The sequence below is a fragment of the Methylobacterium sp. J-059 genome, assembly GCF_022829485.1.
Lineage (GTDB): Bacteria > Pseudomonadota > Alphaproteobacteria > Rhizobiales > Beijerinckiaceae > Methylobacterium.
This window is the reverse complement of the sequence record NZ_JAKSYA010000101.1, coordinates 97,152-121,967: the sequence shown is the minus strand read 5'-3', so window position 1 is coordinate 121,967 and position 24,816 is coordinate 97,152. Positions and strand designations below refer to the sequence as shown.

General features: G+C 71.7%; 30 protein-coding genes and 1 pseudogene. 13 read left to right on the top strand and 18 right to left on the bottom strand.

Annotated elements, in window-relative coordinates:
- The 4 genes and pseudogenes from MKK55_RS12225 to MKK55_RS12210 all read right to left on the bottom strand — a co-directional run.
- Positions 1-1,225: pseudogene (locus MKK55_RS12225) on the bottom strand (methyl-accepting chemotaxis protein); the annotation flags it as partial.
- Between the two features lie 53 nt (positions 1,226-1,278).
- Complete coding sequence (locus tag MKK55_RS12220) at positions 1,279-1,806, bottom strand: chemotaxis protein CheW (RefSeq protein ID WP_243934923.1); 528 nt, start codon at positions 1,804-1,806, stop codon at positions 1,279-1,281.
- Between the two features lie 17 nt (positions 1,807-1,823).
- Positions 1,824-3,293, bottom strand: a complete 1,470-nt coding sequence (locus MKK55_RS12215) for a CheR family methyltransferase (protein WP_243934921.1) — start codon at positions 3,291-3,293, stop codon at positions 1,824-1,826.
- 19 nt (positions 3,294-3,312) lie between these two features.
- Positions 3,313-3,813: a chemotaxis protein CheW gene (locus MKK55_RS12210; protein ID WP_243934919.1), complete on the bottom strand. Its 501-nt coding sequence runs from the start codon at positions 3,811-3,813 to the stop codon at positions 3,313-3,315.
- A 429-nt stretch (positions 3,814-4,242) separates the two neighbouring features.
- Here MKK55_RS12210 and MKK55_RS12205 point away from each other — a divergent pair, with 429 nt between their 5' ends.
- From MKK55_RS12205 to MKK55_RS12170, 8 genes are all read left to right on the top strand, one after another.
- Entirely contained in the window at positions 4,243-6,018 is a 1,776-nt protein-coding gene (locus MKK55_RS12205; RefSeq protein ID WP_147843875.1) for an acetolactate synthase 3 large subunit, read from the top strand.
- A 135-nt stretch (positions 6,019-6,153) separates the two neighbouring features.
- Positions 6,154-6,696, top strand: coding sequence for an acetolactate synthase small subunit (ilvN, locus tag MKK55_RS12200; protein WP_147727992.1), 543 nt, complete (start codon positions 6,154-6,156; stop codon positions 6,694-6,696).
- Between the two features lie 52 nt (positions 6,697-6,748).
- Entirely contained in the window at positions 6,749-7,033 is a 285-nt protein-coding gene (locus MKK55_RS12195; RefSeq protein WP_243934917.1) for a MazF family transcriptional regulator, read from the top strand.
- Positions 7,014-7,400, top strand: a complete 387-nt coding sequence (locus tag MKK55_RS12190) for a type II toxin-antitoxin system PemK/MazF family toxin (protein ID WP_243934915.1) — start codon at positions 7,014-7,016, stop codon at positions 7,398-7,400. The genes MKK55_RS12195 and MKK55_RS12190 overlap by 20 nt, the downstream gene beginning before the upstream one ends.
- A complete protein-coding gene (locus MKK55_RS12185) occupies positions 7,397-8,035 on the top strand; it encodes a glutathione S-transferase family protein (protein ID WP_243934913.1) in 639 nt (212 codons plus the stop codon). The genes MKK55_RS12190 and MKK55_RS12185 overlap by 4 nt, the downstream gene beginning before the upstream one ends.
- A gap of 85 nt (positions 8,036-8,120) precedes the next feature.
- Positions 8,121-8,756 carry a TetR/AcrR family transcriptional regulator C-terminal domain-containing protein gene (locus MKK55_RS12180; RefSeq protein ID WP_147843872.1) on the top strand — a complete coding sequence of 212 codons (636 nt, stop codon included), beginning with the start codon at positions 8,121-8,123 and terminating at the stop codon, positions 8,754-8,756.
- A 32-nt stretch (positions 8,757-8,788) separates the two neighbouring features.
- A complete protein-coding gene (gene ilvC / locus MKK55_RS12175; RefSeq protein ID WP_243934912.1) occupies positions 8,789-9,808 on the top strand; it encodes a ketol-acid reductoisomerase in 1,020 nt (339 codons plus the stop codon).
- Between the two features lie 206 nt (positions 9,809-10,014).
- On the top strand, positions 10,015-10,668 hold the full coding sequence (locus MKK55_RS12170) for a pyridoxamine 5'-phosphate oxidase family protein (protein WP_243934911.1): 654 nt from the start codon (positions 10,015-10,017) through the stop codon (positions 10,666-10,668).
- Positions 10,669-10,671: 3 nt separating this feature from the next.
- Here the strand turns inward: MKK55_RS12170 and MKK55_RS12165 are convergent, their stop codons facing one another.
- From MKK55_RS12165 to MKK55_RS12150, 4 genes are all read right to left on the bottom strand, one after another.
- Positions 10,672-11,373, bottom strand: coding sequence for a haloacid dehalogenase type II (locus tag MKK55_RS12165; RefSeq protein WP_243934910.1), 702 nt, complete (start codon positions 11,371-11,373; stop codon positions 10,672-10,674).
- A complete protein-coding gene (gene trpS / locus MKK55_RS12160) occupies positions 11,373-12,437 on the bottom strand; it encodes a tryptophan--tRNA ligase (protein ID WP_147844138.1) in 1,065 nt (354 codons plus the stop codon). Before trpS ends, MKK55_RS12165 begins: the two co-directional genes overlap by 1 nt.
- A gap of 97 nt (positions 12,438-12,534) precedes the next feature.
- Entirely contained in the window at positions 12,535-13,305 is a 771-nt protein-coding gene (nth, locus tag MKK55_RS12155) for an endonuclease III domain-containing protein (RefSeq protein ID WP_243934908.1), read from the bottom strand.
- A 76-nt stretch (positions 13,306-13,381) separates the two neighbouring features.
- Positions 13,382-14,185: a GyrI-like domain-containing protein gene (locus tag MKK55_RS12150; RefSeq protein WP_147844140.1), complete on the bottom strand. Its 804-nt coding sequence runs from the start codon at positions 14,183-14,185 to the stop codon at positions 13,382-13,384.
- Positions 14,186-14,475: 290 nt separating this feature from the next.
- On the opposite strand from MKK55_RS12150, the gene dapF reads away from it, so the two are divergent.
- Both dapF and mtaB read left to right on the top strand, forming a co-directional pair.
- Complete coding sequence (gene dapF, locus MKK55_RS12145) at positions 14,476-15,366, top strand: diaminopimelate epimerase (RefSeq protein WP_147844141.1); 891 nt, start codon at positions 14,476-14,478, stop codon at positions 15,364-15,366.
- Positions 15,366-16,604 (top strand): tRNA (N(6)-L-threonylcarbamoyladenosine(37)-C(2))-methylthiotransferase MtaB, encoded by a 1,239-nt coding sequence (mtaB, locus tag MKK55_RS12140; protein ID WP_147862866.1) that lies wholly within the window; start codon positions 15,366-15,368, stop codon positions 16,602-16,604. Before dapF ends, mtaB begins: the two co-directional genes overlap by 1 nt.
- Positions 16,605-16,635: 31 nt before the next feature.
- Here mtaB and MKK55_RS12135 read toward each other — a convergent pair whose 3' ends face one another.
- Positions 16,636-17,334: an RluA family pseudouridine synthase gene (locus MKK55_RS12135; RefSeq protein ID WP_147844766.1), complete on the bottom strand. Its 699-nt coding sequence runs from the start codon at positions 17,332-17,334 to the stop codon at positions 16,636-16,638.
- A 42-nt stretch (positions 17,335-17,376) separates the two neighbouring features.
- Between MKK55_RS12135 and ftsY the strand changes: the two genes are divergently transcribed.
- Together ftsY and MKK55_RS12125 are read left to right on the top strand one after the other, a co-directional pair.
- On the top strand, positions 17,377-18,759 hold the full coding sequence (ftsY, locus tag MKK55_RS12130; RefSeq protein WP_243934906.1) for a signal recognition particle-docking protein FtsY: 1,383 nt from the start codon (positions 17,377-17,379) through the stop codon (positions 18,757-18,759).
- Positions 18,760-18,866: 107 nt separating this feature from the next.
- A complete protein-coding gene (locus MKK55_RS12125; RefSeq protein ID WP_147842500.1) occupies positions 18,867-19,475 on the top strand; it encodes a septation protein A in 609 nt (202 codons plus the stop codon).
- A 72-nt stretch (positions 19,476-19,547) separates the two neighbouring features.
- On the opposite strand, the gene MKK55_RS12120 is transcribed toward MKK55_RS12125, so the two are convergent.
- The 9 genes from MKK55_RS12120 to MKK55_RS12080 form a co-directional block, all read right to left on the bottom strand.
- The gene (locus MKK55_RS12120) at positions 19,548-20,141 is read right to left on the bottom strand and encodes a DsbE family thiol:disulfide interchange protein (protein ID WP_243934904.1); all 594 of its coding nucleotides are present in this window, start codon (positions 20,139-20,141) and stop codon (positions 19,548-19,550) included.
- Positions 20,138-20,290 carry a heme exporter protein CcmD gene (gene ccmD / locus MKK55_RS12115; RefSeq protein ID WP_243934902.1) on the bottom strand — a complete coding sequence of 51 codons (153 nt, stop codon included), beginning with the start codon at positions 20,288-20,290 and terminating at the stop codon, positions 20,138-20,140. Before ccmD ends, MKK55_RS12120 begins: the two co-directional genes overlap by 4 nt.
- Before the next feature lie 24 nt (positions 20,291-20,314).
- Positions 20,315-20,791, bottom strand: coding sequence for a VOC family protein (locus MKK55_RS12110; RefSeq protein WP_243934900.1), 477 nt, complete (start codon positions 20,789-20,791; stop codon positions 20,315-20,317).
- 55 nt (positions 20,792-20,846) lie between these two features.
- Positions 20,847-21,647 carry a heme ABC transporter permease gene (locus tag MKK55_RS12105; protein WP_147842502.1) on the bottom strand — a complete coding sequence of 267 codons (801 nt, stop codon included), beginning with the start codon at positions 21,645-21,647 and terminating at the stop codon, positions 20,847-20,849.
- 214 nt (positions 21,648-21,861) lie between these two features.
- The gene (locus MKK55_RS12100; RefSeq protein ID WP_147728617.1) at positions 21,862-22,209 is read right to left on the bottom strand and encodes a DUF4189 domain-containing protein; all 348 of its coding nucleotides are present in this window, start codon (positions 22,207-22,209) and stop codon (positions 21,862-21,864) included.
- A 130-nt stretch (positions 22,210-22,339) separates the two neighbouring features.
- A complete protein-coding gene (ccmB, locus tag MKK55_RS12095; protein WP_243934898.1) occupies positions 22,340-23,008 on the bottom strand; it encodes a heme exporter protein CcmB in 669 nt (222 codons plus the stop codon).
- Complete coding sequence (gene ccmA / locus MKK55_RS12090; RefSeq protein ID WP_147842504.1) at positions 23,005-23,652, bottom strand: heme ABC exporter ATP-binding protein CcmA; 648 nt, start codon at positions 23,650-23,652, stop codon at positions 23,005-23,007. The genes ccmB and ccmA overlap by 4 nt, the downstream gene beginning before the upstream one ends.
- Before the next feature lie 35 nt (positions 23,653-23,687).
- Positions 23,688-23,957 carry a type II toxin-antitoxin system RelE family toxin gene (locus MKK55_RS12085; RefSeq protein WP_243934897.1) on the bottom strand — a complete coding sequence of 90 codons (270 nt, stop codon included), beginning with the start codon at positions 23,955-23,957 and terminating at the stop codon, positions 23,688-23,690.
- Entirely contained in the window at positions 23,941-24,165 is a 225-nt protein-coding gene (locus MKK55_RS12080; RefSeq protein WP_147842505.1) for a TraY domain-containing protein, read from the bottom strand. The genes MKK55_RS12085 and MKK55_RS12080 overlap by 17 nt, the downstream gene beginning before the upstream one ends.
- Positions 24,166-24,376: 211 nt before the next feature.
- Between MKK55_RS12080 and MKK55_RS12075 the strand changes: the two genes are divergently transcribed.
- Positions 24,377-24,583 carry a hypothetical protein gene (locus tag MKK55_RS12075; protein WP_147727329.1) on the top strand — a complete coding sequence of 69 codons (207 nt, stop codon included), beginning with the start codon at positions 24,377-24,379 and terminating at the stop codon, positions 24,581-24,583.
- Positions 24,584-24,816: the final 233 nt, after the last annotated feature.

The window sequence follows — 24,816 nt, the reverse complement described above, 5'->3', positions numbered from 1 at the left end:
CACGATCTGCTGGAAGGTCTGCACGTTCTCCTCCACCCGCCCGGTGATCTCCTCGATCGTGCGCTGGGTCGTGTCGGAGCGCGCCTTGCCGGTGGCCGACCGCTTGACCGCCTCCTCCGTCAGCATCACCGAGGTGTTGATGCCGCGCTGGATCTCCGAAAGGATGCCGCGCACCTGCAGGGTGGCCGACTTGGCCTGGTCGGCCAGAAGCTTCATCTCCGAGGCCACCACCGCAAAGCTGCGCCCGCTCTCCCCGGCCGCCGCCGCCTCGATCGCGGCATTGAGCGCCAGCAGGTGCGTGCGCTCCGAGATGTCGTTGCTCCTGCGCCGAGGCGCGGATCTCGGTCGCCGCCGCGTTCAGGTCCGACGTCGCCGCACGGTTCGTCCGGGCCAAGTCCGCAAGCCCCGAGACCATCCCGTTCAGCGCACGGGACAGCCGGCCGATCTCGTCGCCGCCGCGAACCTGCAGCGTCTGGGACAGGTCGCCGCCGCCGACCGTCTCGGCGAACGCCATCACGCTCTCCAGCGGCCGCACCACCGCACGGCTGATCAGGATCGTGACGAGGATCGCCAGGAGGACGCTGGCGAGCAGCGTCAGCAGGATCGAGAGCCGCGAGCGCTCGTGGATCGCGCCGATCCCGCGCTGGCCCACGGCGATGCTCTCGTCGAGGGCGACGCGGGTGCGCTCGACGGCGGCGATGGTGGCCTCGTAGGCACGGCCGATCTCGGCGTTGCGGGCCTCGACGCCGGTGACGTCGCCGCCGACCGCGGCCACGAGCTGCGCCTCGCTCGCATCCCGGTACGGACGATAGATCGCGACGGCCTGCCTCAGGACGCCGTGCAGGCGGTCCCAGGCCGTCGTCCGATCCACCGAGAGGGCGCGGGCGCGGTAGGCGTCGGCCTCGCGGATCAGGTCGTCGAAGAGCGCGTCGGTCGATGCGGCCGTGCGACGCCAGGTGGTGAGGACGTCCTCGTCGCGCATGGGCTGCCCTTGCGCCTTCATCAGCGTGGCGATCACCGCGTTGCGGCGCAGGATGCCGAGGTCGCGCGTCTGGTTGCCGAGGATGTCGAGCTGGCGCAGCACCGCGAGGTCGCGGGCGACGATGGTGTCGGTGGCGTCGCGGACCGAGCCGATCTGGCCGATCGCGTAGAGGCCGAGGGCGATCAGCACCACCGTCACGGCCGTGAAGCCGAGGAGGATCCGTTTTCCGATCGAGATCGACAAGGCGGCTGATGCTCCGGGTCGGGCGGCGTCGTGGATCGCGCGCGTCTCGCGCCTCAAGGCAGGGTGCGCCGCAGCAGCTGCGGCAGGTCGATGACGACGAAGTCGCCGAGACCGGACGGGCCGGGATCGGCCGCGGCATAGCGCGAAACCGCTTCGCCGCCGAATCCGCCCTCCGCCGCGGCGGCCTCGGCGAGGTGGGCGAGCCCCAGCACGCGGTCGACGGCGAGCGCGGTCGGCGTCGCGGCCGTGCGAAGGACGACGAGGTGGCCGCCTTCGACGCGGTCCGCGCCCGGGCGACCGAGCGCGCGGGCGAGGCCGACGACGCTGACGATCCGTCCGGACAGGGCGACGAGGCCGAGGATCGCGGGCGGTGCGCCCGGCACGGGCGTGCATGATCGCATGGGCACCACCCGCGCGACGTCGGCGAGGGGCAGGCCGAAGCGCTCCGGGCCGCAGGCGCAGACGAGATGGGCCTCGACCGGCGCGGCTTCGCGCGCCATCGCCCCGCGCCGGGCGAGGGCGGCCGTGCGGTCCGCGCGCAGCGCCGCCTCGCGCCCGTGCCGGCCGTCGCCCCGTTCCATCTGGCGATCCGCCGCGTTCACGCCGCCCCCGTTCCGATGCCGTCGCGGATCGCCGCCGCGCTCAGGGCGATCTCCCCGGCACGCGCCCCGTCGCCCTCGGGCAACGCCGCATCCGGCGGCAGCGCTTGGCTCAAGGCGACCGCATTGTCCAGCGCCCGGCGGGCGTCGGCGGTCCGTCCGAGGGCTCCGAGCAGCAGGCCGAGATGGTAATGGGCCATCACGTAGCCGCGATCGAGGTAGAGCGCGCCGCGGAAGGCCCGCTCGGCTTCGGCCTCGCGGCCGAACCCGAGCGCGAGCAGGCCCTCGTAGAGCCGAAGGGACGCATCGGTCGGCCGCGCGGCGAGCGCGTTCCGCAGGAGGCGCCACGCCGCGCCGGTGTCGCCGGAATCGGCCAGCATGCGGATCGTGCGCGCCACGTCCTCCGCCGTCTCGTCGACGACGGTTGGAGCGCTCGCCGCCGGCACCGGACGGATCGCTTCGGCGACGGCGTCTCCGGCAGGCACCGCGAGCAGCGCCTCGAGAGCCGGACCGGGTTCGATGGGAGTGGCGGCGGGCGGACGCTCGAGCCCGGCCGGCTCGGCAGGATCGGGAGGCGCGGGCAGTGACGCCGATTCGAGCGGACGGCGATAGGCGACCGTGCCGGGGAGGTTCACCGCATCGAGCCAGCACGCGAAGGCCGGATGGGGCTCCGCATGGCCGATCAGCAGCCAGCCGCCGGGCCGCAGGCGCCGGCCCAGCGCCCGCACGATCGCGGCGACGGTCTCGGCGCTGAAGTAGATCAGCACGTTGCGGCAGAGAATGAGATCGAACCCATCGAAGCCCTCGGCCGCCGTCCCGTCGACGAGGCTCATCAGGTTCTGGCGCTCGAAGCGCACCATGCGGCGAAACTCCGGCCGCAGGGCGTAGCCGCCCTCGCGGGCCGCCCCGGGGCTCGCCGGGATGCGATGGAAGTGGCGCAGGCGCTCCTCGACCGGCAGCGTCCGCAGCGCCCAGCGGCCGTACTCGGCCGCCCGGGCGGTGGCGAGGGCGGCGACGCTGATGTCGGTGCCGACGATCGCGACGCGCCAGTCCGCCAGGGCCGGGCCGAGCAGCTGGTGCAGCAGGATCGCCACCGAGTAGGGCTCGGCCCCCGTCGAGCAGCCGGCGCTCCAGACCCGGAGGCTGCGCTCGGCCGCGCGCCCGGCGATCAGGCCGGGTAGGATGGTCTCGCGCAACGCGGTGAACTGCTCGGCGTAGCGGAAGAAGAAGGTCTCGCCGATGGTGATCTCGGCCTCGAGCGCGGCCCATTCGCCGGCGCCCGCGTTCAGGCGCGCGTCGTAGGCCGCGGCATCGGCGACGTTGCAGGCCTTGAACCGCCGCCGCAGGCGGTCGAACAGCAGGTCGTCCTTGTCGGCGTAGTAGTGATGGCCGGTGCGCGCGATGATCCGCGCCTTGAGGACCGCGTAGCCCGGATCGTCGTGGGGGCTCGGACCGGGCGGCCGACGCATGGGGTCCCGCGCCTTCCGCTCAGGCGGCCGGCAGCGCGGCGAGGCGCGCCTTCGCCGCCCGCGTCAGGTCGCCGACCCGGGCGCGCTCCTCGGCGCTGAGCAGGCACGCCGGGTCGAGGGCGTGGATCAGCCGGTCGCCCCGGGCGATCTCGGCGGAGACGCAGCCGTTGAGGCTCGCGCCCGCGGCGACGGGCCGGATCGCGGCGGCCTCGACGGCGACGAGGTCGGTCACCCGGTCGACGAGCCAGGCCGCGGCGGCGTCCGGCGTCAGGACCAGGTGGGCGTAGGGGCCCGGGTCGTGCGCGCCCTCGCGCAGGCCGAGAAGGCGCGCGAGGTCGACCACCGGAACCGGCTCTCCGCCGAGGTTGAGGAACCCCGCGAGCCAGCCGCCGCAGGCCGGCGGCCGGAACAGGTCCGGCAGCGGCAGCACCTCGCCGGCCGCGGATCGCGGCAGCGCGCATGGGGTGCCCGCGACGTCGAGGAGCAGGTAGCTGAGCGAGGCCGTCTCGGGCTGGGCCACCGGCGTTCCGTGCTCTCGCGCTCGTTGGGAGGGGGGACGAGGATCGGTGATAGGCCGGGCGCCGATGCGGGGCAATCGCGCCGCGCGCCGTCGGGCCGGGCTGCGGCAAATGCTTCGCAGAGGCCGGATCCTTCGCGGCGGCCCGGCTCTCCGCCGGAATGCCGTTGACCATCGCCGAGGCCTTCGTTAAGACACCGGTCACTTTTCACGCGGAGCGCCATGCGGGCGGCCCGCGTTGGGCGAGAGATCGATCCCGATGACGACGATCCTTATCGTAGCGGAAGCGCCATCGACGGGGCGGCCCTGATCTCAGGGCCGCGATCCGGGCGGTGGCGCATGCAGGGTCCCTCGCGGGGCCCTTTTTTGTTGCCCGCGCCGATCGACGACATCGAGACGACGAAGACCAGCAAGGCGAGCAGGAGGAAGACGATGGGCGGCGAGGTCATGACCGGGGCCGAGATGGTCATCCGGGCGTTCCAGGATCAGGGTGTCGACACGCTGTTCGGGTATCCCGGCGGCGCGGTGCTGCCGATCTACGATGCGCTCTTTCACCAGGACGCGGTCAAGCACGTGCTGGTCCGCCACGAGCAGGGCGCCGTGCACGCCGCCGAGGGCTATGCCCGCTCGTCGGGCAAGGTCGGCTGCGTGCTCGTCACCTCGGGTCCCGGCGCCACCAACATCGTCACCGGGTTGACCGACGCGTTGCTCGACTCGATCCCGCTCGTCTGCATCACGGGCCAGGTCCCGACGCACCTGATCGGCACCGACGCGTTCCAGGAATGCGACACGGTCGGCATCACGCGCCACTGCACCAAGCACAACTACCTGGTCAAATCGATCGACGACCTGCCGCGCATCCTGCACGAGGCCTTCTACGTCGCCTCTCACGGCCGCCCCGGCCCCGTCGTCGTCGACCTGCCGAAGGACATCCAGTTCGCGAGCGGGCTCTACGAGCGTCCCTCGGTCGACGGGCACAAGACCTACAAGCCGGCGGTGAAGGGCGATGCGGACAAGATCCGCGCCGCCGTCGAGCTGATGGCGCAGGCGCGCCGCCCGGTCTTCTACACCGGCGGCGGCGTGATCAATTCCGGCCCCGAGGCCTCGCGCCTGCTGCGCGAGCTTGTCGCCGAGACGGGCTATCCGGTCACCTCGACCCTGATGGGCCTGGGCGCCTTCCCGGCCTCCGACGACAGGTTCCTCGGGATGCTGGGGATGCACGGCACCTACGAGGCCAACCTCGCGATGCACGAGTGCGACGTGATGATCTGCGTCGGCGCGCGGTTCGACGACCGCATCACCGGCCGGCTCGACGCGTTCTCGCCGTTCTCGAAGAAGATCCACATCGACGTCGACGCCTCCTCGATCAACAAGGTGGTCAAGGTCGACGTCGGCATCGTCGGCGATTGCGGATCCGTGCTCGCCGACATGCTGGAGGCATGGCGCGCCCTCCCGGCTCAGCCCGAGAAGTCCAACCTCGACGGGTGGTTTGCCAAGATCCGCACCTGGCGGGCGCGCGAGTGCCTCGCCTACTGGCCCTCGGGCACGATCATCAAGCCGCAGCACGCGGTGCAGCGCCTCTACGAGGCGTGCAAGGACCGCGAGACCTACATCACCACCGAGGTCGGCCAGCATCAGATGTGGGCGGCGCAGTACTTCAAGTTCGAGGAGCCGAACCGCTGGATGACGTCGGGCGGCCTCGGCACCATGGGCTACGGCCTGCCCGCGGCCATCGGCACGCAGCTGGCCCATCCCAAGGGCCTGGTCATCGATATCGCGGGCGAAGCCTCGATCCTGATGAACATGCAGGAGCTCTCGACCGCGGTGCAGTACCGCCTGCCGGTCAAGATCTTCATCCTGAACAACGAGTACATGGGCATGGTGCGCCAGTGGCAGGAGCTGCTGCACGGCTCGCGCTACTCGCAGAGCTACTCGGAGAGCCTGCCGGACTTCGTCAAGCTGGCGGAGGCCTACGGCGCCAAGGGCATCCGCTGCGACAAGCCGGGCGACCTCGACGCGTCGATCGCCGCGATGCTCGACTACGACGGGCCGGTCGTGTTCGACTGCATCGTCGACAAGAAGGAGAACTGCTTCCCGATGATCCCGTCGGGCAAGGCGCACAACGAGATGCTGCTCTCCGACTACCTCGGCGAGACCGGCATGGAGATCGGCGACGTGATCTCCGAGGAAGGCAAGATGCTGGTGTAGCCTCTTGGTGGCAGCCCGACCCTGGGGTCGGGCTGCGGTCCGCCGCCTCGGCGGCGACGCGCAGCCGCGCTTGCCTCGCGCCAGGGGTGCGAGACCGCGGATCGAACGAACTGGACGACGAGGACGCGCCCCGCGATGAACGCCATGAACACCCACTACCCCGATGCCGGCCGGATCGAGGCCGTCAACCGGCACACCCTCGCCGTGATCGTCGACAACGAGCCGGGCGTGCTCGCGCGCATCTCCGGGATGTTCTCGGGACGCGGCTACAACATCGAGAGCCTGACGGTGTCGGAGACGGAGGAGGCGCGCCACCTCTCGCGCATCACCATCGTCACCGCCGGCACCAACGCGGTGATCGACCAGATCAAGGCGCAGCTCGACCGCCTCGTGCCGGTGCACCGGGTCGTCGACCTGACCCTCCAGGGCAGCGCGCTTGAGCGCGAGCTCTGCCTGGTGAAGGTGGCGGGGCAGGGCGAGCATCGCGGCGAGGCGCTCCGGCTCGCCGCCGCCTTCGGCGCCAAGACGCTCGACGCGACGCTGACCTCCTTCGTGTTCGAGCTGACCGGCGCGACCGAGGAGATCGACCGCTTCATCCGCCTGATGACCGTGCTCGGCCTCGTCGAGATCTCCCGCACCGGCATCGCCGCGATGGGCCGCGGCGCCGACCCGATGTGACGGATTTCCGACGACGGTGCTAAGGTGCCGTCGCGATGCCGGAGGGCTGGGGATGCGGGCACGGCTCGAACGAAAAGGGGACGACCTCGTCCTCGCGGTGTCGGAAGACGACGTGCGCGAACTCGGGTTGGTGGTCGGCCAGGACGTCGAGATCCATCCTGTCCGGGTCGCATCCGCTTCCGAGCCCGCGCGGCGCTTCGTGAACGGTTTCCCGATCTACACGATGGCCGAGATGGCCGCGGAGATGCGGCGGCTCGGACCCGACTTCGAGCCTCCGACCGTCGATTGGGGGCCGGATGTCGGCTCCGAGATCATCGATGACGACGATTCCCGCTGAACGCATCCTCCGCCCCGGCGACTTGATCCTCGTCGACCTCGATCCTGTCCTTGGGACCGAGCAGCGCGGGCGACGTCCGGCCCTGATCGTTTCGACCCTCGAGATGAACACGCTGACCCGGCGGATCATCATCTGCCCGATCACACGGAACCTCGATCCCTGGCCGACGAAAGTTCTCCTGCCCGACGGCGTCGGCGCGGCGGGGGCGATCCTCGTCGATCAGGCTCGCTCGATCGATCGAAAGGTCCGAACGCTCCGGTCTCTCGGAGCCGTTCCCGCCCCCATCCTGCAGGAAGTCCGCTCGAAGCTGGCCGCTCTCATCGGCGTGCGCATCGGCGATGCGGCGGAGACAAGCGCGCGCCCATGACCACCCTCTACTACGCCCCCGGCGCCTGCTCGCTCGCCGCGCACATCGCGCTGGAGGAGGCGGGCGCGCCCTACGACACCGTGCGCCTCGACCTCGCCGCCGGCGACCAGCGCGCGCCGGAATACCTCGCGATCAACGAGCGCGGCCGGGTGCCGGCCCTGGTCGCGGGCGACTGGGTCCTCACCGAGAATTCGGCGATCCTGCGCCACGTCGCCCGCGCGCACCCGGAGGCGAAGCTCTGGCCCGAGGATCCGCGGGCGCAGGCCGTCGCCGACGAGTGGCTGTGCTGGCTCTCGATCAACCATCACCCGGCCTACGCCCATATCCGCCGGCCGGAGCGCTACAGCGACGACGAGGCGGCGCTGCCCGGCATCCGAGCCAAGGCGGCCGACACGTTCGGCGACCTCTGCACGATGACCGAGGTCCGGCTCTCGAACGGCGGCTGGGCTGTGCAGGATCGCTACAGCGTGGTCGACGCCTACCTGATGGTGTTCTGGGTCTGGGCCCGCGGCCCGACGCTGCGGTTCGACATGTCGGCCCGCTTCCCGTTCTGGACCGCCCACGCCCGCACGATGGCCGAGCGGCCGGCCGTGCAGGCCGTCTTCGCCCGCGAGGGCCTGCCGCTTCCCGCCTGACGCGCGCCTGCGACTGGACACCTTGCGGCCGCCACCGAATCGCCCTATCAGGCGAACCGTACGGTACGGTACGGTTCGGCACCCGATGGCAGCAGGCTCGGCGATCCACGACGCGACCCCCTCGGTCCGCCAGCAGGCCGTGCTCGATGCGGTCCTGGACCTGATGGTGGAGGAGGGCGACCAGCTCACCATGGATGCGGTCGCGCGCCGGGCGAGCTGCTCGAAGGAGACGCTGTACAAGTGGTTCCGGGACCGCGACGGCCTGCTGACAGCGACGGTGCAATGGCAGGCCTCGCGCGTGCGTGCCGGGCAGTACGAGGCCCGCGCGCTCGACGTCGCCGCCCTGAGCGAGAGCCTTCGCGATTTCGCGACAACCTGGCTCGGCGTGATCTCGAGCCGGGCCTCGATCGCCCTGAACCGCATCGCCATCGGCGACGCGGCGTCTCGGAAGAGCAACCTCGGCAGCATCGTGCTCGCCAACGGGCGCTTCGCGATCGGCGACCGCCTGAAGCCGGTGCTGGAGGCCGGCCGCGCGGCGGGGCTTCTCGCCTTCGACGACAGCGAGACCGCCTTCCGGACCTTCTTCGGCCTCGTCGGCCGCGACGTGCAGATCAGACTTCTGCTCGGCGATGCGATCGTCTTCGACGCCGCCGAGATCAGACGCGACGCCGCCCGGGCGGTGGAGCAGTTCCTGGCCCTCTACGGCCAGCCCAAGCGCTAACCACAACCCCTTCACGAGAGAGGACACACATCATGCGGGTCTACTACGATCGCGACGCCGACCTGAACCTGATCAAGGGCAAGAAGGTCGTCATCGTCGGCTACGGCAGCCAGGGCCATGCCCACGCGCTCAACCTGCGCGATTCCGGCGTGAAGGACATCGCCATCGCGCTGCGCGAGGGCTCGGCCACCGCCAAGAAGGCGGAAGGCCAGGGCTTCAAGGTGATGTCGGTCGCCGACGCGGCCAAGTGGGCCGACGTGGTGATGATGCTCACCCCCGACGAGCTGCAGGGCGACATCTACAAGGAGTCGCTGGAGCCGAACATGAAGCAGGGCGCCGCCCTCCTGTTCGCCCACGGCCTCAACGTGCACTTCAACCTGATCGAGCCGCGTCCCGACCTCGACGTGCTGATGGTCGCCCCGAAGGGCCCCGGCCACACGGTCCGCGGCGAGTACCTCAAGGGCGGCGGCGTGCCGACCCTGATCGCCATCGCCCAGGACGCCTCGGGCAACGCCCACGACCTCGGCCTGTCCTACGCCTCGGCCAACGGCGGAGGACGTGCCGGCATCATCGAGACCACCTTCAAGGAAGAGTGCGAGACGGATCTCTTCGGCGAGCAGGCCGTGCTGTGCGGCGGCCTCGTCGAGCTGATCAAGGCCGGCTTCGAGACCCTGGTCGAGGCGGGCTACGCCCCCGAGATGGCCTATTTCGAGTGCCTGCACGAGGTGAAGCTCATCGTCGACCTCATCTACGAGGGCGGCATCGCCAACATGAACTACTCGATCTCGAACACCGCCGAGTACGGCGAGTACGTCACCGGCCCGCGCATCGTCACGTCCGAGACCAAGGCCGAGATGAAGCGCGTCCTGGACGACATCCAGTCGGGCATCTTCACTCGCAACTGGATGCTGGAGAACAAGGTCGGCCAGACCTCGTTCAAGGCCACCCGCGCCAAGCTCGCCCGTCACCCGATCGAGGAGGTCGGCGCCAAGCTCCGCGGGATGATGCCGTGGATCTCCGAGAAGGCGCTGGTCGACAAGACCAAGAACTGATTCTTTTCGGACCTTCGGTCGCGCCGTTCCCGACGACCGTCGACGAGGAAGGCCGGCCCCGTGGAAGCGGGGTCGGCCTTTTTCATGCGCCGGCCAAACGCGGCAATTGCCCGCGCGGACGTTTGAGGGGACAGTGCCGCCGCGAAATTCCGGGACAACTCGGCGACGCAAGGATCGCGGAGGCTCGGCCGGCTCAGGAGGAAACCATGGCCTCGCTCTATTCGGACGCGCACCGTGCGCTCCAGCAGGAATTCAAGACCACCAAGCTCGCCGACCGCCTCGACACCCAATGGGTGCACGAGACGATCCAGGACGACGAGGCGGCCTTCATCGGCTCGCGCGACATGTTCTTCCTGTCGACCGTCGATCCCGACGGCATGCCGACCGTCTCGTACAAGGGCGGCAGCCCCGGCTTCGTGAAGGTGCTGGACGACCACACCCTGGTGTTCCCCGGCTTCGACGGCAACGGGATGTTCTATTCGATGGGCAACATCGAGGGGCAGGCCAAGGTCGGGCTGCTGTTCATCGACTTCGAGACGCCGCACCGCATCCGCGTTCAGGGCACCGCCACGCTGCTGCGCGACGACCCGCTGATGGCGCGCTACACCGAGGCCAAGTACCTCGTGCGCGTCGACGTGTTGAAGATCTGGGTCAACTCCCCGCGCTACATCCACAAGTACGAGAAGGTCGCGCAGAACAAGTACGTCCCGACCCCCGGCAGGGAGACGCCGCTGGCCGCGTGGAAGCGCCTCGACCTCGCCGGCGACGTGATCTCCGACGCGGACAAGGCCCGCGTCGCCAAGGAAGGCCGCCTGGAGGTTCCGGAATACCAGGCGCTGGTCGCCCGCGGCGAGGCTTAGGCCTCAGGCGCCGAGCCGGCGCGCGAGGTCGGCGAGGTCGGCGGCCGCGAAGGTCACCGGCACGCTCGGCGCCGTCTCGCCGCCGGCCGGCCCGTGCTCGCGCGCACGGGCGACGTGGGCGGTCGCCAGCCCGTGCTGCGCGGCCGCCGCGAGATCGCTCGAATGCGCGGCGACCATCAGGGTCTCGGAGGCCGCGAAGCCGAAAGCCGCGACGGCGTCGCGATAAAGGGCCGGCTTCGGCTTGTAGTCGCGGGAATAGCCTGCGCCGAGGATCGCATCGAACCCCAGCCTGTTGCGCCGCGCCAGGTCGACCATCAGCCGGACAGGCCCGTTCGAGACCGGCGCGAGCAGGTGGCCCATCCGCAGGCGCGCCAGCGCCTCCGGCACCTCCGGCCAGGCATCGAGCCGGTGCCAGGCTTGGACGAGCTCGGCCCGGACGGCCTCGGGAACCCCGGCGATGCCGAAGGCGGCGAGCACCTCCGGCAGCGACTCGCCCTGCAGCGCGTCGAGGTCGACGTAGGCGCGGGCGCCCGACCGCACCGTCTCCATCGACGGCCCGTAGCGCGCCCGCCACGCATCGGCGAAGGCGCCGCCGTCGAGCGCCGCCGCGTAGGGCGCGAGCAGCCGCTCCGCCTCCCGCGCCACGCCCGAGCGCCAATCCACGAGGGTGCCGAAGACGTCGAAGACCAGCGCCCGGATCGTCATCACACGCTCCGCAGCCGGGTGCGGCGGACGAAGCCGACGATGTCCTTGACCGCGTCGAGGGTCGGCGCGGCGATCGCCTCGGCGCGCTCGGCGCCGTCGGCCAGCACCGCGTCGATGTGGGCGGTGTCGGCGGTCAGGCGCTTCATCTCGGTGGCGATCGGCGCCAGCGTCTCGACGGCGAGCTCGACCAGCGCGCCCTTGAAGGCGGAGAACTGCGCGCCGCCGTGATCGGCCAGCACCGCGTCGCGCGTCGTGCCCTTGAGCCCGGCGAAGATGCCGACGAGGTTGTCGGCCTCCGGCCGGCCGGCGAGGCCCGCGACCTCCGAGGGGAGGGCGTCCGGGTCGGTCTTGGCCCGGCGCACCTTGCTGGCGATCGCGTCGGCATCGTCGGTGAGGTTGATGCGCGAATTGTCCGAGGCATCGGACTTCGACATCTTCTTGGTGCCGTCGCGCAGGCTCATCACGCGGGCGGCAGGTCCCCCGATCAGCGGCTCGGTGATCGGGAAGAACCCGGCGCCCGCATCGTGCCCGTGCGCGGCGATCGAGCCGGCGAAGTCGGTGTTGAACTTCTGCGCGATGTCGCGGGTCAATTCGAGGTGCTGCTTCTGGTCCTCGCCCACCGGCACGTGCGTCGCGCGGTAGGCCAGGATGTCGGCCGCCATCAGCACGGGATAGTCGTACAGGCCGATCGAGGCCGCCTCGCGGTCCTTGCCGGCCTTGTCCTTGAACTGGGTCATCCGGTTGAGCCAGCCGAGCCGCGCGACGCAGTTGAACACCCAGGCGAGCTCGGCGTGCTGCGGCACCTGGCTCTGGTTGAACACGATCGAGCGGTTCGGATCGATGCCGGCGGCCAGGAAGGCGGCCGTGACCTCGCGGATCTGGCCTTTGAGCGCCTCCGGGTCCTGCCACAGGGTGATCGCGTGCAGGTCGACGACGCAGTACAGGCACTGCGCCTCGCGCGCCTGCATCTCGACGAAGCGCTTGATCGCGCCGAGGTAGTTGCCGAGATGCAGGTTGCCCGTCGGCTGCACGCCCGAGAACACCAGTTCCTTGAACGCGGCCATCGGCGCGGTCCCTCGAATGCCGGGCCGAGGCGATCTCGCGTCCCTGGAAGGCCGGGTTTCTGGCACCCGGGGGACGAACCGGTCAAGGCGAGGGCTGCTAGGGCTCGCGATAGGCGCCTTGCGCGCTCGGGCAGAGGTCGAGCAGCACGCAGCGGCCGCAGGCGGGCTTGCGGTGGTGGCAGACCTGCTGGCCGTGCAGCATCAGGATCTCGTGGTTGTCGTAGAGGTCCTGCGCCGACCAGTCGGCCGGAAGCTGCGCCCGCAGGATCGGGTGCGAGGGGCCGACATCCACCTTCGCGCCGATCAGCCCGAGGCGCTGGGCGACGCGGTGGTGGTGGCTGTCCACCGGCAGCGCCGCCATGCGCAGCACCGAGAACGACAGCACCGCCGCGCTGGTCTTCGGCCCGACCCCGGGGATCGCCTCGAGCCAGGTGCGCGCCGCCTCGACCGGCATGTCGGCCAGGAAGGCGAGGGACAGGCTGCCGCGGCGCGCCTCGACCGCCCGGAGCACGGCCTGGATGCGCGGCGCCTTCAGCTCCGGCCAGGTCACGCCGCGGATGGTGTCCTCGATCGCCTCCACCGGCGCGACGAGCATGTCCGCCCAGTCGGGATAGCGGGCGCGCAGCGCCTTGAACGCGCGGCCCGAATCGGCGTTGCGGGTGCGGTGCGAGAGCAGCGACGACACCAGCTCCGAGAGCGGGGCGAGGCTGTGGAAATACGGGATCGGGCAGCCGTAGACCGGGCACAGCCTGCGGTGAATCTCGAGCGCCTTCGCCGCGAGGTCGGCGGGCGCGTCCTCCGGGACCGCGGCGGTGGGGCGCGGCGGCCGTTCGGCGGCGAAGAGGTCGTGGCGGTTCGCGCTGGGCATGAGGGCGGAATCCGCGAGGATTCCCACCGGTTCCGCCCGCGCGACGTCGCAGGTCCCCCGCGTCGGCGCGTCGACGTTACCGCGTCAGCGCGTAGATGTTCACGTCGAGCTTGTCGTCGGCCTTGTCGTTCAGGTCGGTGACGTACTCCTCGATGAAGCGGTCCTGGACGACGATGTCCTTGGCGTCGAGGTAGGTCGTCAGGGTCTCGTAGGTGCCGTCGATGTCGTCGTAGGAGCCCTTGTGCGGGAAGCGCAGGGCCTTGCCGGAGGGCGTCGTGCCGAAGTGCAGGCCGTCGGCGGCGCTCGGCGCGGGCTCGGGGGCGGAGGCCACCGGGATCATCGCCTCGTAGACGAAGCCGTCGTCGTCGGTGCGGGTGAAGACCGCGAGCGGGCGCCCGGTCGCGGCGATGCCGGCCTTGGCGAGGTCCGCCTCGATCTTGGCGAAGGCCTCCTTCAGGCTCGGCACAGCCTCCTCCCACTTCGCCTTGCCGGACAGGATCGCGGCGGGCTTGGCCGGCAGCGTCACCGCGTCGACGTCGTCGGCGTTGGCCGGGGTCTCCACCAGGGTCTTCCGCCCGGAGGCCTGAGCCGGGGACGGTGCCTGCGCCTGAGGCGGTGCCGGGGGCGGCGCCGGCGCGGGAGCGGGCGCCGACGGCAGGGTCGGCGACGTGATCGCCTTCTCGGGCGCGGGCGCGGACGACTTGTTCGGATCGGCGGGCGGGTTCGGCGCGGTCGTGGTCGGGAGCGGGTCCGTCACCGCGGGCGAGGGCGCCGTCGAGGCCGGCGGCGGGGGCTGCTCGGCCAGGACCGGCAAGGCCAGGACGGGAAGGACGGCGGCGCCGAGAAGGCCGGCGGCGAGCGTGAGGCGAGGGCGGGTCAAGGCAGCGCTCCGGCAAAGGCATCGAGGCGACGACCGAAGGCCGCCGCGGACCGAATTGGCACGGTCCCGTCACGCCCGAACGTAGTGACGAACATCGGTCTTCGCGAGGCCGTCGATGCAGGTTCCCGAAGCGCGGCGTGCGGGCGCGGCGGATCTGCCACGCTCCGGCGCGCGCGGAGCCGCCCCTCGCGTCGGACGCCGGCCTTGCCATATACGGGGCCTCGACGACGGGCCGTTCGGAGGCCCGACCCCGCATCCCGCGACGACGCAGCTCGAACCACCATGGCCGCATGAGCGCACTCGCCCACAGACGCTTCCTGAAGATGCACGGCGCCGGCAACGCGATCGTGGTGCTGGATCTGCGCGGCAGCGGCGTCCGCGTCGCCGCCGCCGAGGCGCGCGCCATCGCGGCCGACCCGTCCTCGAGCTTCGACCAGCTGATGGTGCTGCACGATCCGCGAAGCCGCGGCACCGACGCGTTCATGCGGATCTACAACACCGACGGCTCGGAATCGGGCGCCTGCGGCAACGGCACCCGCTGCGTCGCCTACGCGATGCTCGACGACCCGGCCATGGCGCGCCCCGTCGAGACCGGGCGGCTGGTCCTGGAGACCGATGCCGGCCGCGTCGAGGTGAAGCGCGTCGCCGAGCGCTCCTTCACCGTCGACATGGGCCGCCCCCGGCTCGCCTGGAACGAGATCCCGCTGCGCGACCCCTTTCCCGACACGCGGCGGATCGAGCTGCAGATCGGGCCGATCGACGACCCGATCCTGCATTCGCCGGGCGCGGTGAACATGGGCAACCCGCACGCGGTGTTCTTCACCGACCGCGACCCGGACACGTTCGACCTCGGGCAGATCGGCCCGATGCTGGAGAACCACCCGATCTTCCCCGAGCGCGCCAACATCTCGATCGCGCAGGTCCGGGGGCGGGAAGCGATCAAGCTCCGGGTCTGGGAGCGCGGCGCCGGGCTGACGCTCGCCTGCGGGACGGCCGCCTGCGCCGCCGTGGTCGCCGCCTCGCGCCTGCGGATGATCGGCCGGCAGGCCACCGTGAGCCTGCCCGGCGGCGAGCTGTTCGTGGAGTGGCGCGCCGACGACCACGTGCTGATGACCGGCCCGGTCTGCCTCGTCGCCGAAGGCCGCTTCGCCCCCGAATTGTTCGCGCAGGACGCCGCCTGATGGCGGTCGAGACGCTGACCTTCGGCTGCCGGCTGAACACCGTCGAGGCCGAGGTGATGCGCGGCCATGCCGAGGCGGCATCGCGCGACCGCGACCTCGTCGTGGTCAACACCTGCGCCGTCACCACGGAAGCCGGGCGGCAGGCGCGCAAGGCGATCCGCCGCCTGCACCGCGAGCGGCCGGGCGCCGAGATCGTCGTCACCGGCTGCGGCGCGCAGATCGAGACCGCGGCCTACGCCGCGATGCCCGAGGTCGCCCGCCTCGTCGGCAACGGCGACAAGCTCTCCCCCGCCGCATGGGGGCCGGACCCCGACCGTCCGCGCGATGCCGTGGGCGACGTGTTCGCCGCCCGCCACGCCGCGCCGACGCGGATCGCGGGCGTGGCCGGGCACACCCGCGCCTTCGTCCCCGTGCAGAACGGCTGCGACCACCGCTGCACCTTCTGCGTCATCCCGTTCGGGCGCGGGCACTCGCGCTCGGTGGCGCCCGCGGCGGTGATCGATCAGGTGGCGCGCATCGTCGCCCATGGCGGCCGCGAGGTCGTGCTCACCGGCGTCGACCTCACCGCCTACGGCCGCGACCTCGCCGGCGCGTCCGAAAGCCTCGGCACGCTGGTGCTGGCGATCCTCGCCGCGGTGCCGGACCTCGCGCGCCTGCGCCTGTCCTCGATCGACTCGATCGAGGCCGACGACGCCCTGATGCGCGCGCTCGCCGACGAGCCCCGGCTGATGCCGCACCTGCACCTGTCGCTGCAGGCCGGCGACGACCTCGTGCTGAAGCGGATGAAGCGGCGCCATGCGCGGTCCGACGCGATCCGCTTCTGCCGGGAGGTGCGGCGGTTGCGGCCGGACGCGGTGTTCGGCGCCGACCTGATCGCCGGCTTCCCGACCGAGACCGAGGACCAGTTCGCCCGCTCCCTCGACCTCGTCGCGGAATGCGGCCTGACGCATCTCCACGTCTTCCCGTATTCGCCCCGGCCGGGCACCCCGGCCGCGCGGATGCCGCCCGTGGCCCCCGAGATCGTCCGGGGGCGCGCCGCCCGCCTGCGCGCGGCGGGCGCGGCGGCCCTCGTCCGCCACCTCGACGGCGAGGTCGGGCGCTCGCACCGGGTGCTGGCCGAGCGCGGCGGCATCGGCCGCACGGAAGGCTTCACGCCGGTGCGGCTCACGGCGGAGCCGGGCACGATCCGGACGGTAGCGATCCTGGGCCACGACGGCCGGGCGCTGCTCGCCGCTTGATCGCAGGCCGTCGGCTGCGCACCCCGCCCGCTCAGGCGGTCCAGCCGCAGGCGAGGAGCCCGCTCCGCATGTGCTCCGGCGCCGGCGCCTCGGCGACGACCGGCGGCTTCTTCGGGTAGAGCGGCAGGGCGAGCTGCCGGGCATGGAGCTGCAGGCCGGGTCCGCCGTGGCGCGGCGCGGTGCCGTAGATCGGGTCCCCGACGATCGGAAACCCCGATGCGGCGCAGTGGACGCGAAGCTGATGGGTGCGGCCGGTGACCGGCACAAGCTCGAGCCAGGCCTGGCTCCCGGACCGGCCGAGCACGCGCCAATGCGTCAGCGACGGATCGCCGGCGGGATCCGCCTTCATCCACCACGAGCGCGGATCGCTCGAGCGCCGGGCGAGCGGCAGGTCGACGCTGCCGGTCTCCTCCGTCGGGCCGCCCTCGACCAAGGCCCAGTACGCCTTCCGGGCCCGCCCGTCGGCGAACAGCTTGTTCAGGCGGGCGAGCGCCTGCGCGTGGCGCCCGAGCGCGAGGCAGCCGGAGGTGTCGCGGTCGAGCCGGTGCGCGGCCTCCGGGCGCCGCGGCAGGCCGAAGCGCAGCCCGTCGAGGTGGTCGGTCAGGGTCTCGCCGCCCTTCGGCCCCGGATGCACCGGCAAACCCGCAGGCTTGTCGATGACGAGGACCAGGGCATCGCGGTAGAGCAGGCGCGCGCCTATGTCAGGGTGGATAGCGGCGGGCGACGACATGCCTCCCGGCTAACGGTGCCGGGGCGCGGGAGCAAGGACGACATGAGTCAAGACGAGAAGCCGGGCTGGTTCGGCCGCCTGTTCGGGCGCAAGGGCGCGACCGAAGCCCCCGAGCCGCCGGCGGACTCGCCCGCCTCGCCGGCGGAGGGCCAGCCGGACTTCGCCACCGGCGCCGACGACGTGGCGCACGTGCCGTTGCCGCCGGCCGAGCCGTCGCCGGTCGACCCCGACCGCAACGCGGTGCCCGACGCGACCGAGGGCGCCGACCTGCAGCCGATCGAGGGCGAGCCCGAGACGCCGCCGGCGGGCACCGCGGGCGACGACCCGGCCCACGGCGCGGGGCCGGCCGACGCCACCACCGTCGCCCGGGAACCGGCGACCGGGACCGAGACCGAGACCGGTGCGGCGGCCAGCGCGCCCGACATCCAGCCGGTCGACGTCGCCGCCTCCCTCGCCCACGACGCCGTCAACGACGCGGCGCCGGCCGAGGCGGAGCCGGAGAAGCGCGGCTGGTGGACCCGGCTGACCTCGGGCATGAAGCGGACCTCCTCGGCCCTGTCCGACCGTGTCACCGGGTTGTTCACCAAGCGCAAGCTCGACGCCAACACCCTGGAGGACCTGGAGGACGCGCTGATCCAGGCGGATTTCGGCGTCGAGACCGCGACGCGGATCTCGGAGGCCGTCGGCAAGGGCCGCTACGAGAAGGGCATCTCCCCCGACGAGGTCCGGGCGATCCTGGCGACCGAGGTCGAGCGCGCGCTGGAGCCGGTGGCCAAGCCCCTGGTGATCGACGCCGCCAAGAAGCCGTTCGTGGTCCTGATGATCGGCGTGAACGGCGCCGGCAAGACCACGACGCTGGGCAAGCTTTCCCTCAGCCTCAAGGCGGAAGGGCGCTCGGTGATGCTTGCGGCGGGCGACACCTTCCGCGCGGCCGCGATCGAGCAGCTCAAGGTCTGGGGTGCGCGCACCGGCACGCCGGTGGTGAGCGGGGCGCAGGGCGCGGACGCGGCGGGCCTGGCCTTCGACGCCCTGAAGCGCGCCAAGGCCGAGGGCACCGACGTGCTCCTGATCGACACCGCCGGCCGGCTCCAGAACAAGGCCGGCCTGATGGCGGAGCTCGAGAAGATCATCCGCGTGCTGCGCAAGAGCGACCCGGAAGCGCCGCACGCCACGCTGCTGGTGCTCGACGCCACCGTCGGCCAGAACGCGCTGTCGCAGGTCGAGCTGTTCTCCAAGGCCGCGCCGGTCTCGGGCCTGGTGATGACCAAGCTCGACGGCACCGCGCGCGGCGGCATCCTGATCGCGCTCGCCGCGAAGTTCGGCCTTCCGGTCCACTTCATCGGCGTCGGCGAGGGCGTCGACGACTTGGAGCCGTTCGCGGCACGGGACTTCGCGCGGGCGATCGCGGGGTTGGAGAAGGGCTGAGGCCGATCGCCTCCGGTAGACCTCACCATTCCCCGTCGGTAGAGACGCCCTCACGTGACGGACCGTTCGGGGACGTGACGGACCGCTCTGATTCCGTGGCCAGACGCATGCAGATCGAATCCGTCCCCCCGCACCGCCACCTGCCGCCGGCCCTGAAGCTCGCCCTGGAGATGGGGCCGCTGGTGATCTTCTTCCTCGGCAACGCCTATGCCGAGCGCTTCGGCGTCGCCGCCGATCAGAAGCTGTTCGTGGCGACCGGGGTGTTCATCGCGGCGACGGTGCTGGCGCTCGCCGTGCACTTCGCCCTGGTGCGCCGGCTGCCGATCATGCCGATGGTCTCGGGCGTGGTGGTGGTCGTGTTCGGCGGGTTGACCCTCTATCTGCAGGACAAGACCTTCATCATGGTGAAGCCCACCATCGTGAACACCCTGTTCGGCCTGGTGCTGCTCGGCGGGCTCGCCTTCGGCAAGTCCCTGCTCTCGGTGGTGCTCGACTCGGTGTTCTCGCTCACCGAGGAGGGATGGCGGAAGCTGACCTTCCGCTGGGGCCTGTTCTTCCTCGCGCTGGCACTGATCAACGAGGTGGTGTGGCGGACCCAAAGCGAGGATTTCTGGGTGAACTTCAAGGTCTTCGGCATCATGCCGCTGACCGTGGTGTTCGCGCTGGCCCAGACGCCCCTGCTCACGCGCTACGAGCGCAAGAAGACCGACGCGTGAATCGGGCGCAAGCCGAACCGGCGCCGCCGGCTCGGCGGACGGCCCGCCCGGGCCGGTGCGGACCGTCCCTTCCTACTTCGCGACCACCTTCCCGGCCGCCCGGATCTTGGCGATCACGTCCGCGAGGTTCTCCGGCGTGACGATGCCGACGAGCTTGTCGCGGATCACGCCGTCCGGGCCGATGATGAAGGTCTCGGGCACGCCGTAGACCCCGAAATCGATGCCGACGCGGCCGGTTTCGTCGTGGCCCACCGCCTGGAACGGGACGCCGTTCTTGGCGAGGAAGCGGCGCCCGTTCTCGGCCGCGTCCTTGTAGTCGATCCCGACGAGCCGGATGCCGGGCTCGCGCGCCAGCCGCATCAGCATCGGATGCTCGACCTGGCACGGCGCGCACCACGAGGCCCAGACGTTGAGCACCGTGACGCCGCCCTTCAGGTCGGCGCTCGACAGGCCCGGCACCGGCTTGCCGTCCGCGGTCAGGCCGGGCACCGCCGGGAGCGCGAAGCTCGGCACCGGCTTGCCGATCAGCGCGGAGGGGAGGGCGGCCGGATCGACGCCGGAGCGCAGGCGCAGGAAGAACACGCCGGCCAGCACCGCGAAGGCCAGCACCGGGACGACGACGAGGAGCGAGCGGCGGACCGGCTCCGGAGGGGCCTCGACGCTCACCGGCGATCCTCCGCCTGGAGCTGGGCCAGCGCCCGCCTCTGCGCCCGCCGGTCGCGGATCGCGTTGAGGACGAGGGCCGCCATCACCAGGGCGGTGAACGCGTAGGAGGCGAGGATGAAGCCGCCGTGGCTGCCGAGGTCGAAGGTCATGGGTTCAGGCGATCCGGATCGGTTTCATGCGTGGGCCGCCCGCTCGAGGGCGGCGACGTCCAGCTTGATCATGCCCTGCATGGCCGAGAAGACCCGGGCCGACACGGCGGCGTCCGGGTCGGCCAGGAGGCGGGGAAGCACCTCCGGCACGACCTGCCAGGGAATGCCCCAGCGGTCGCGGAGCCAGCCGCACATGATCGCGGAGCCGCCGTCGGCGGTCAGGCCCGCCCAGAGCCGGTCGACCTCGGCCTGATCGGCGCAGGAGACGGAGATCGACGCCGCCGTGCCGTACTCGACCGGCGTGCCGCCGTTCAGCGCCTGGAAGCTCTGGCCGCCGAGGGTGAACGCGACGAGGATCACGTCGCCCGCGGCGCCACCCGGCCACGCGCTCGGCGCGCGCGGGATGTGATCGATGCGGGAATCGGGCACGAGCCCGACATAGCGGCGCACCGCCGCCTCCGCATCGGTGCCGAACCAGAGGCAGGTTCTCACCGTCTTCATGGGCCGCGTCTCCTTCCGGGATGCGGGGCGCGCCGCACGCGGACGCGTCTCGCGATCAGACGGCCTGGCCGAGCGGCAGGTCGCGCCCGGCGTCCGAGGTCGTCACGGTCGACCCGGCATCGAGGCGCTCGGCCTCGCGGATCGTCAGGGTCCGCACGCGTCGGCGCATGATCTCGGTCCGCATGGCATAGAGGTGCAGGGTGGTGCCGCCGAGGGTGGCGGCGCCGATCATCACCAGCAACGGGTAGAGCATCGACGGGTCGATGGTCGAGCCGCCCATGCGCAGGATCGAGGCCGGCTGGTGCAGGGTCGACCACCAGTTCACCGAGAACTTGATGATCGGCAGGTTGATCGCGCCGACGAGCGTCAGGATCGCGACGGAGCGGGCGGCCCGGTTCGGGTCCTCCATCGTCCGCCACAGGGCGATGATGCCGCAGTAGATCAGGAACAGGATCAGCATCGAGGTGAGCCGCGCGTCCCAGACCCAGTAGGTGCCCCACATCGGCTTGCCCCAGAGCGAGCCGGTGACGAGGCAGATCAGGGTGAAGGCCGCCCCGATCGGCGCGGCGGCGCGCTGCGCCACGTCGGCGAGCGGATGGCGCCAGACCAGGGTGCCGACCGCCGACAGGCTCATCGACGCGTAGAAGAACACCCCGAGCCAGGCCGCCGGCACGTGGATGAACATGATCCGCACGGTCTCGCCCTGCTGGTAGTCGGGCGGGGCGACGAACCAGGACAGGTAGAGCCCGAGCGCGAGGATCGCGGTCGAGATCGCGGCGAGCCACGGCACCAGCGTGCCGGACCAGCGCATGAAGTGACTCGGGTTGGACAGGCGCGTCCACAGGGGCGTCGACATGGGCGATGTCTTAGCCCGGGGTGCGGTGCAGCGGCAATGCGCACGTCTGGCGCAGCCTCGCTGGGCGCGGGCACCGGCGGCATGAGCCCTTGACGCGCGCAGGCGTTGATGTCGCCGCGTGCGCCGTCCGGTGAGCCCGGTCGGCCGACGCGGCGGAAAATCGATCACCTCGGCAAGCCGCCGATCCGTCGTGCGGCGTCGCAGGGTGGAACGGTCACTCGCACTCGGAGAGGACGAGCTTGCAGCTGGGGCACTTGTCGAAGGCCATCTCCTTGGCGGCGGCCTCGGTCCGGCCCCAGCCCACGCCGTAGGTGGTGCGATTGGAGACGTAGGCGCCGCAGGCGTCGAAGCGGGCGACGACCTTGCAGTTGTCGTTGCCCATCTTGGCGCATTGGCGCATCGCGGCGGCGCCCGCGGCCTCGCGCGAATCGCCCCAGCCGATGCCGTAGCCCTCGTCGCCGGCCTTCTGGCCCTCCTCGGTGTCCACGGCGAAGGCGCCGGCCGCGGCGGCGGGAGCGGTCGCGAGGAGCGCCAGGAGCAGCGCGGACATCAGGGTCTTCATCGTTACGTCCCCATCGAGCTTGACAGGGCGGCCGAACCCTTCGCGCCGCCGCTGCCAGCCGTCTGATAAGGCAGGGCGGCGCAAAGGAAATTGCACGACCGTTCCGATCTCTTGCGCGAGCGTCCCGCCCTCATTCCGACCAGCGCAGGGCCGCCGCCGCCGCGAAGGTGCCGACCAGCGCGGCGATCAGGCTGAGGCCGGACAGGATCATCAGCGGGGTGGCGAAGGGGACGGTGCCGCCGAGGGCCGACTGCGCGGCCGAGACGCCGAAGATCAGCGTCGGGATCATCAAGGGCAGCACCAGCACGGCGAGGATTAGGCCGCCCCGGCGGATCGAGGCGGTGAGCGCCGCGCCGACCGCGCCGACGAAGGTCAGCGCCGGCGTGCCGACGAGCAGCGTCAGGGCGGTCGCGGCCATGGCGGTCCCGTCGAGCGCGACGAGCAGGCCGAACAGCGGCGAGGCCAGCGCCAGGGGCAGCCCGGTGGTGATCCAGTGCGCGATCACCTTGGCCAGCACCACGAGCTCGAGCGGCATCGGCGCGGCGGTCATCAGGTCCAGCGAGCCGTCCTCCTCGTCGGCCTGAAACAGCCGGTCGAGGCCGATCAGCGTCGCCAGCACCGCCGAGAGCCAGAGGATGGCCGGGCCGATCCGCGAAAGCAGGTTGAGGTCCGGCCCGAGGGCGAACGGCACCAGCGCCACGATCATCAGGAAGAAGACCAGCGACAGCATGCCCGACCCGCCGACGCGGGAGGCCAGCGTCAGGTCGCGGGCGACGAGGGCTGCGAGGATGCGGATCACGCCCACGCCTCCTCCGCGTCGTCCGCCGGCTCGGGCGCCCGCGGGGCGGCCTGCGCGATGTGGAGGTTGCGCGCGTCCTCGAGCCCGAGGGCCTGGTGGGTGGCGGCGATGACGAGGCCGCCGGCCGCCCGGTGCTCGGCCATCAGACCGGCGAGCACGCCCTGCGAGGCGGTATCGAGGGCGGCCGTCGGCTCGTCGAGGAGCCAGAGCGGGCGCGCGCAGACGAGGAGCCGCGCCAGCGCCACCCGCCGCCGCTGCCCGGCGGACAGGTAGGCGACCGGCAGGTCGAGCGCGTGGGCGAGGCCGAGCCGGTCGAGCGCCGCCCGCGGGCTCAGCCGCTTCGTCCCGAGAAGGCTTTGCGCGAAGGCGAGGTTCTCGGCCGCCGTCAGGCTGCTCTTCAGCCCGTCGCGATGGCCGACGGCGTGCAGGCACTCGGGCAGGGCCGCCTCGCCCATGTCGTGGACGGTGAGCCGGCCCGAATCCGGCCGCAGCCGCCCGGACAGGATCGCGAGCAGGCTCGACTTGCCCGCGCCGTTGCGGCCGGTGACGGTGATCGCCTCGCCCGGGCCGATGGCGAAGGTCAGCCCGGAGAAGATTTTTCGCCCCGAGCGGCGGCAGCAGAGGGCATCGACGGTCAGCCGCACGAAGGTTGCCTGTTCAGAGAATGAAACGCTTCGATCTACCGGTAGATCGCGCGCCAGTGGCCGATCCGTACCACGACGACCCTGACGGTCGCGTCGTCGATCGCAGCGATGATCCGGTAATCGCCGACCCGATATTTCCAGAGGCCGCCCAGCCGCGAACCTTTGAGCGCCTCACCGAGGCTTCTCGGATCGTCCAGGGGCGACAGGCGATCCCGCAGGAAACGGAGAATCCGCGCGGCGGCCTCACGATCGAGCCTATCGAGTTCGCGTTCCGCGGACCGTTCGAACTCAATCCGACAAGCCATGCCGATCCATCACCGCCTGCAGCGTGACGGTCCGGCTCTCGCCGCTTTTCAGGGCTGCGACCCGGCTCTCCGCGAGCTCGACGTCCTCGATCTCGTCGAGGTGGTCTTGGATCGCCTCACGCACGTGATCGTCCGCGCTGCGGCCGGTGCGTCGGGCCAGGGCGTCGAGGCGGCGTTCGATCTCCGGCGGCAGGTCGAGGGCGAGCATGGAAGTCTCCGAGGCGCGTCAGGCTTACGATGGCGGCGCGCATCCGTCCATTCTCGGCACCAAGCCCTCTTGCACGACGAGCCCACGGCACCCGCGCCGCCTTGCCCGATTGCGCAAGACGAAGGAGCCGCGCAACCTCACCGTCATCGGGCAAGCGGCGTTCCGCGATCGTGGGACGCCGGGACGCACCGCCGACACGGAGGATGTCGCCATGACCAAGCCGTCGCAATCCGCGAAGCTGCGCGTGAACGACCCGCGGGTCCGCACCGAAGCCGAGATGGCCCGGGATCCCGACGCGCTCGCCGGCCGCGCGATGGTGGAGGCGCGGGTCGCGCGCTGCACCGCGGACGAGCAGGCCGCGTTCTGGGCGGCGGTGCGGCGCTGCTTCGGCGGCCCGGCGCCGGAAGCCGCCGCCTGAGCCGGACGGGACCGAGGACGCGGGCGGACAGCCTCGCGGCACTGTCACCCGCGACCCGGTAGCGGGCAGATTCGAATCGTTCTATACGGTCCCCAGGCTGCGCCGCGCGACCTTCGAGCGTCCAATTCGCTCCTCGCGCACCCTCCTGCCCGGGCACCCCCGGGGCGGCGCGCGCTCCCTGCGAGCGCAGTCAGGCCGAACACCGGTTTCGTGGCGCGGGTTATGCCTGCGCG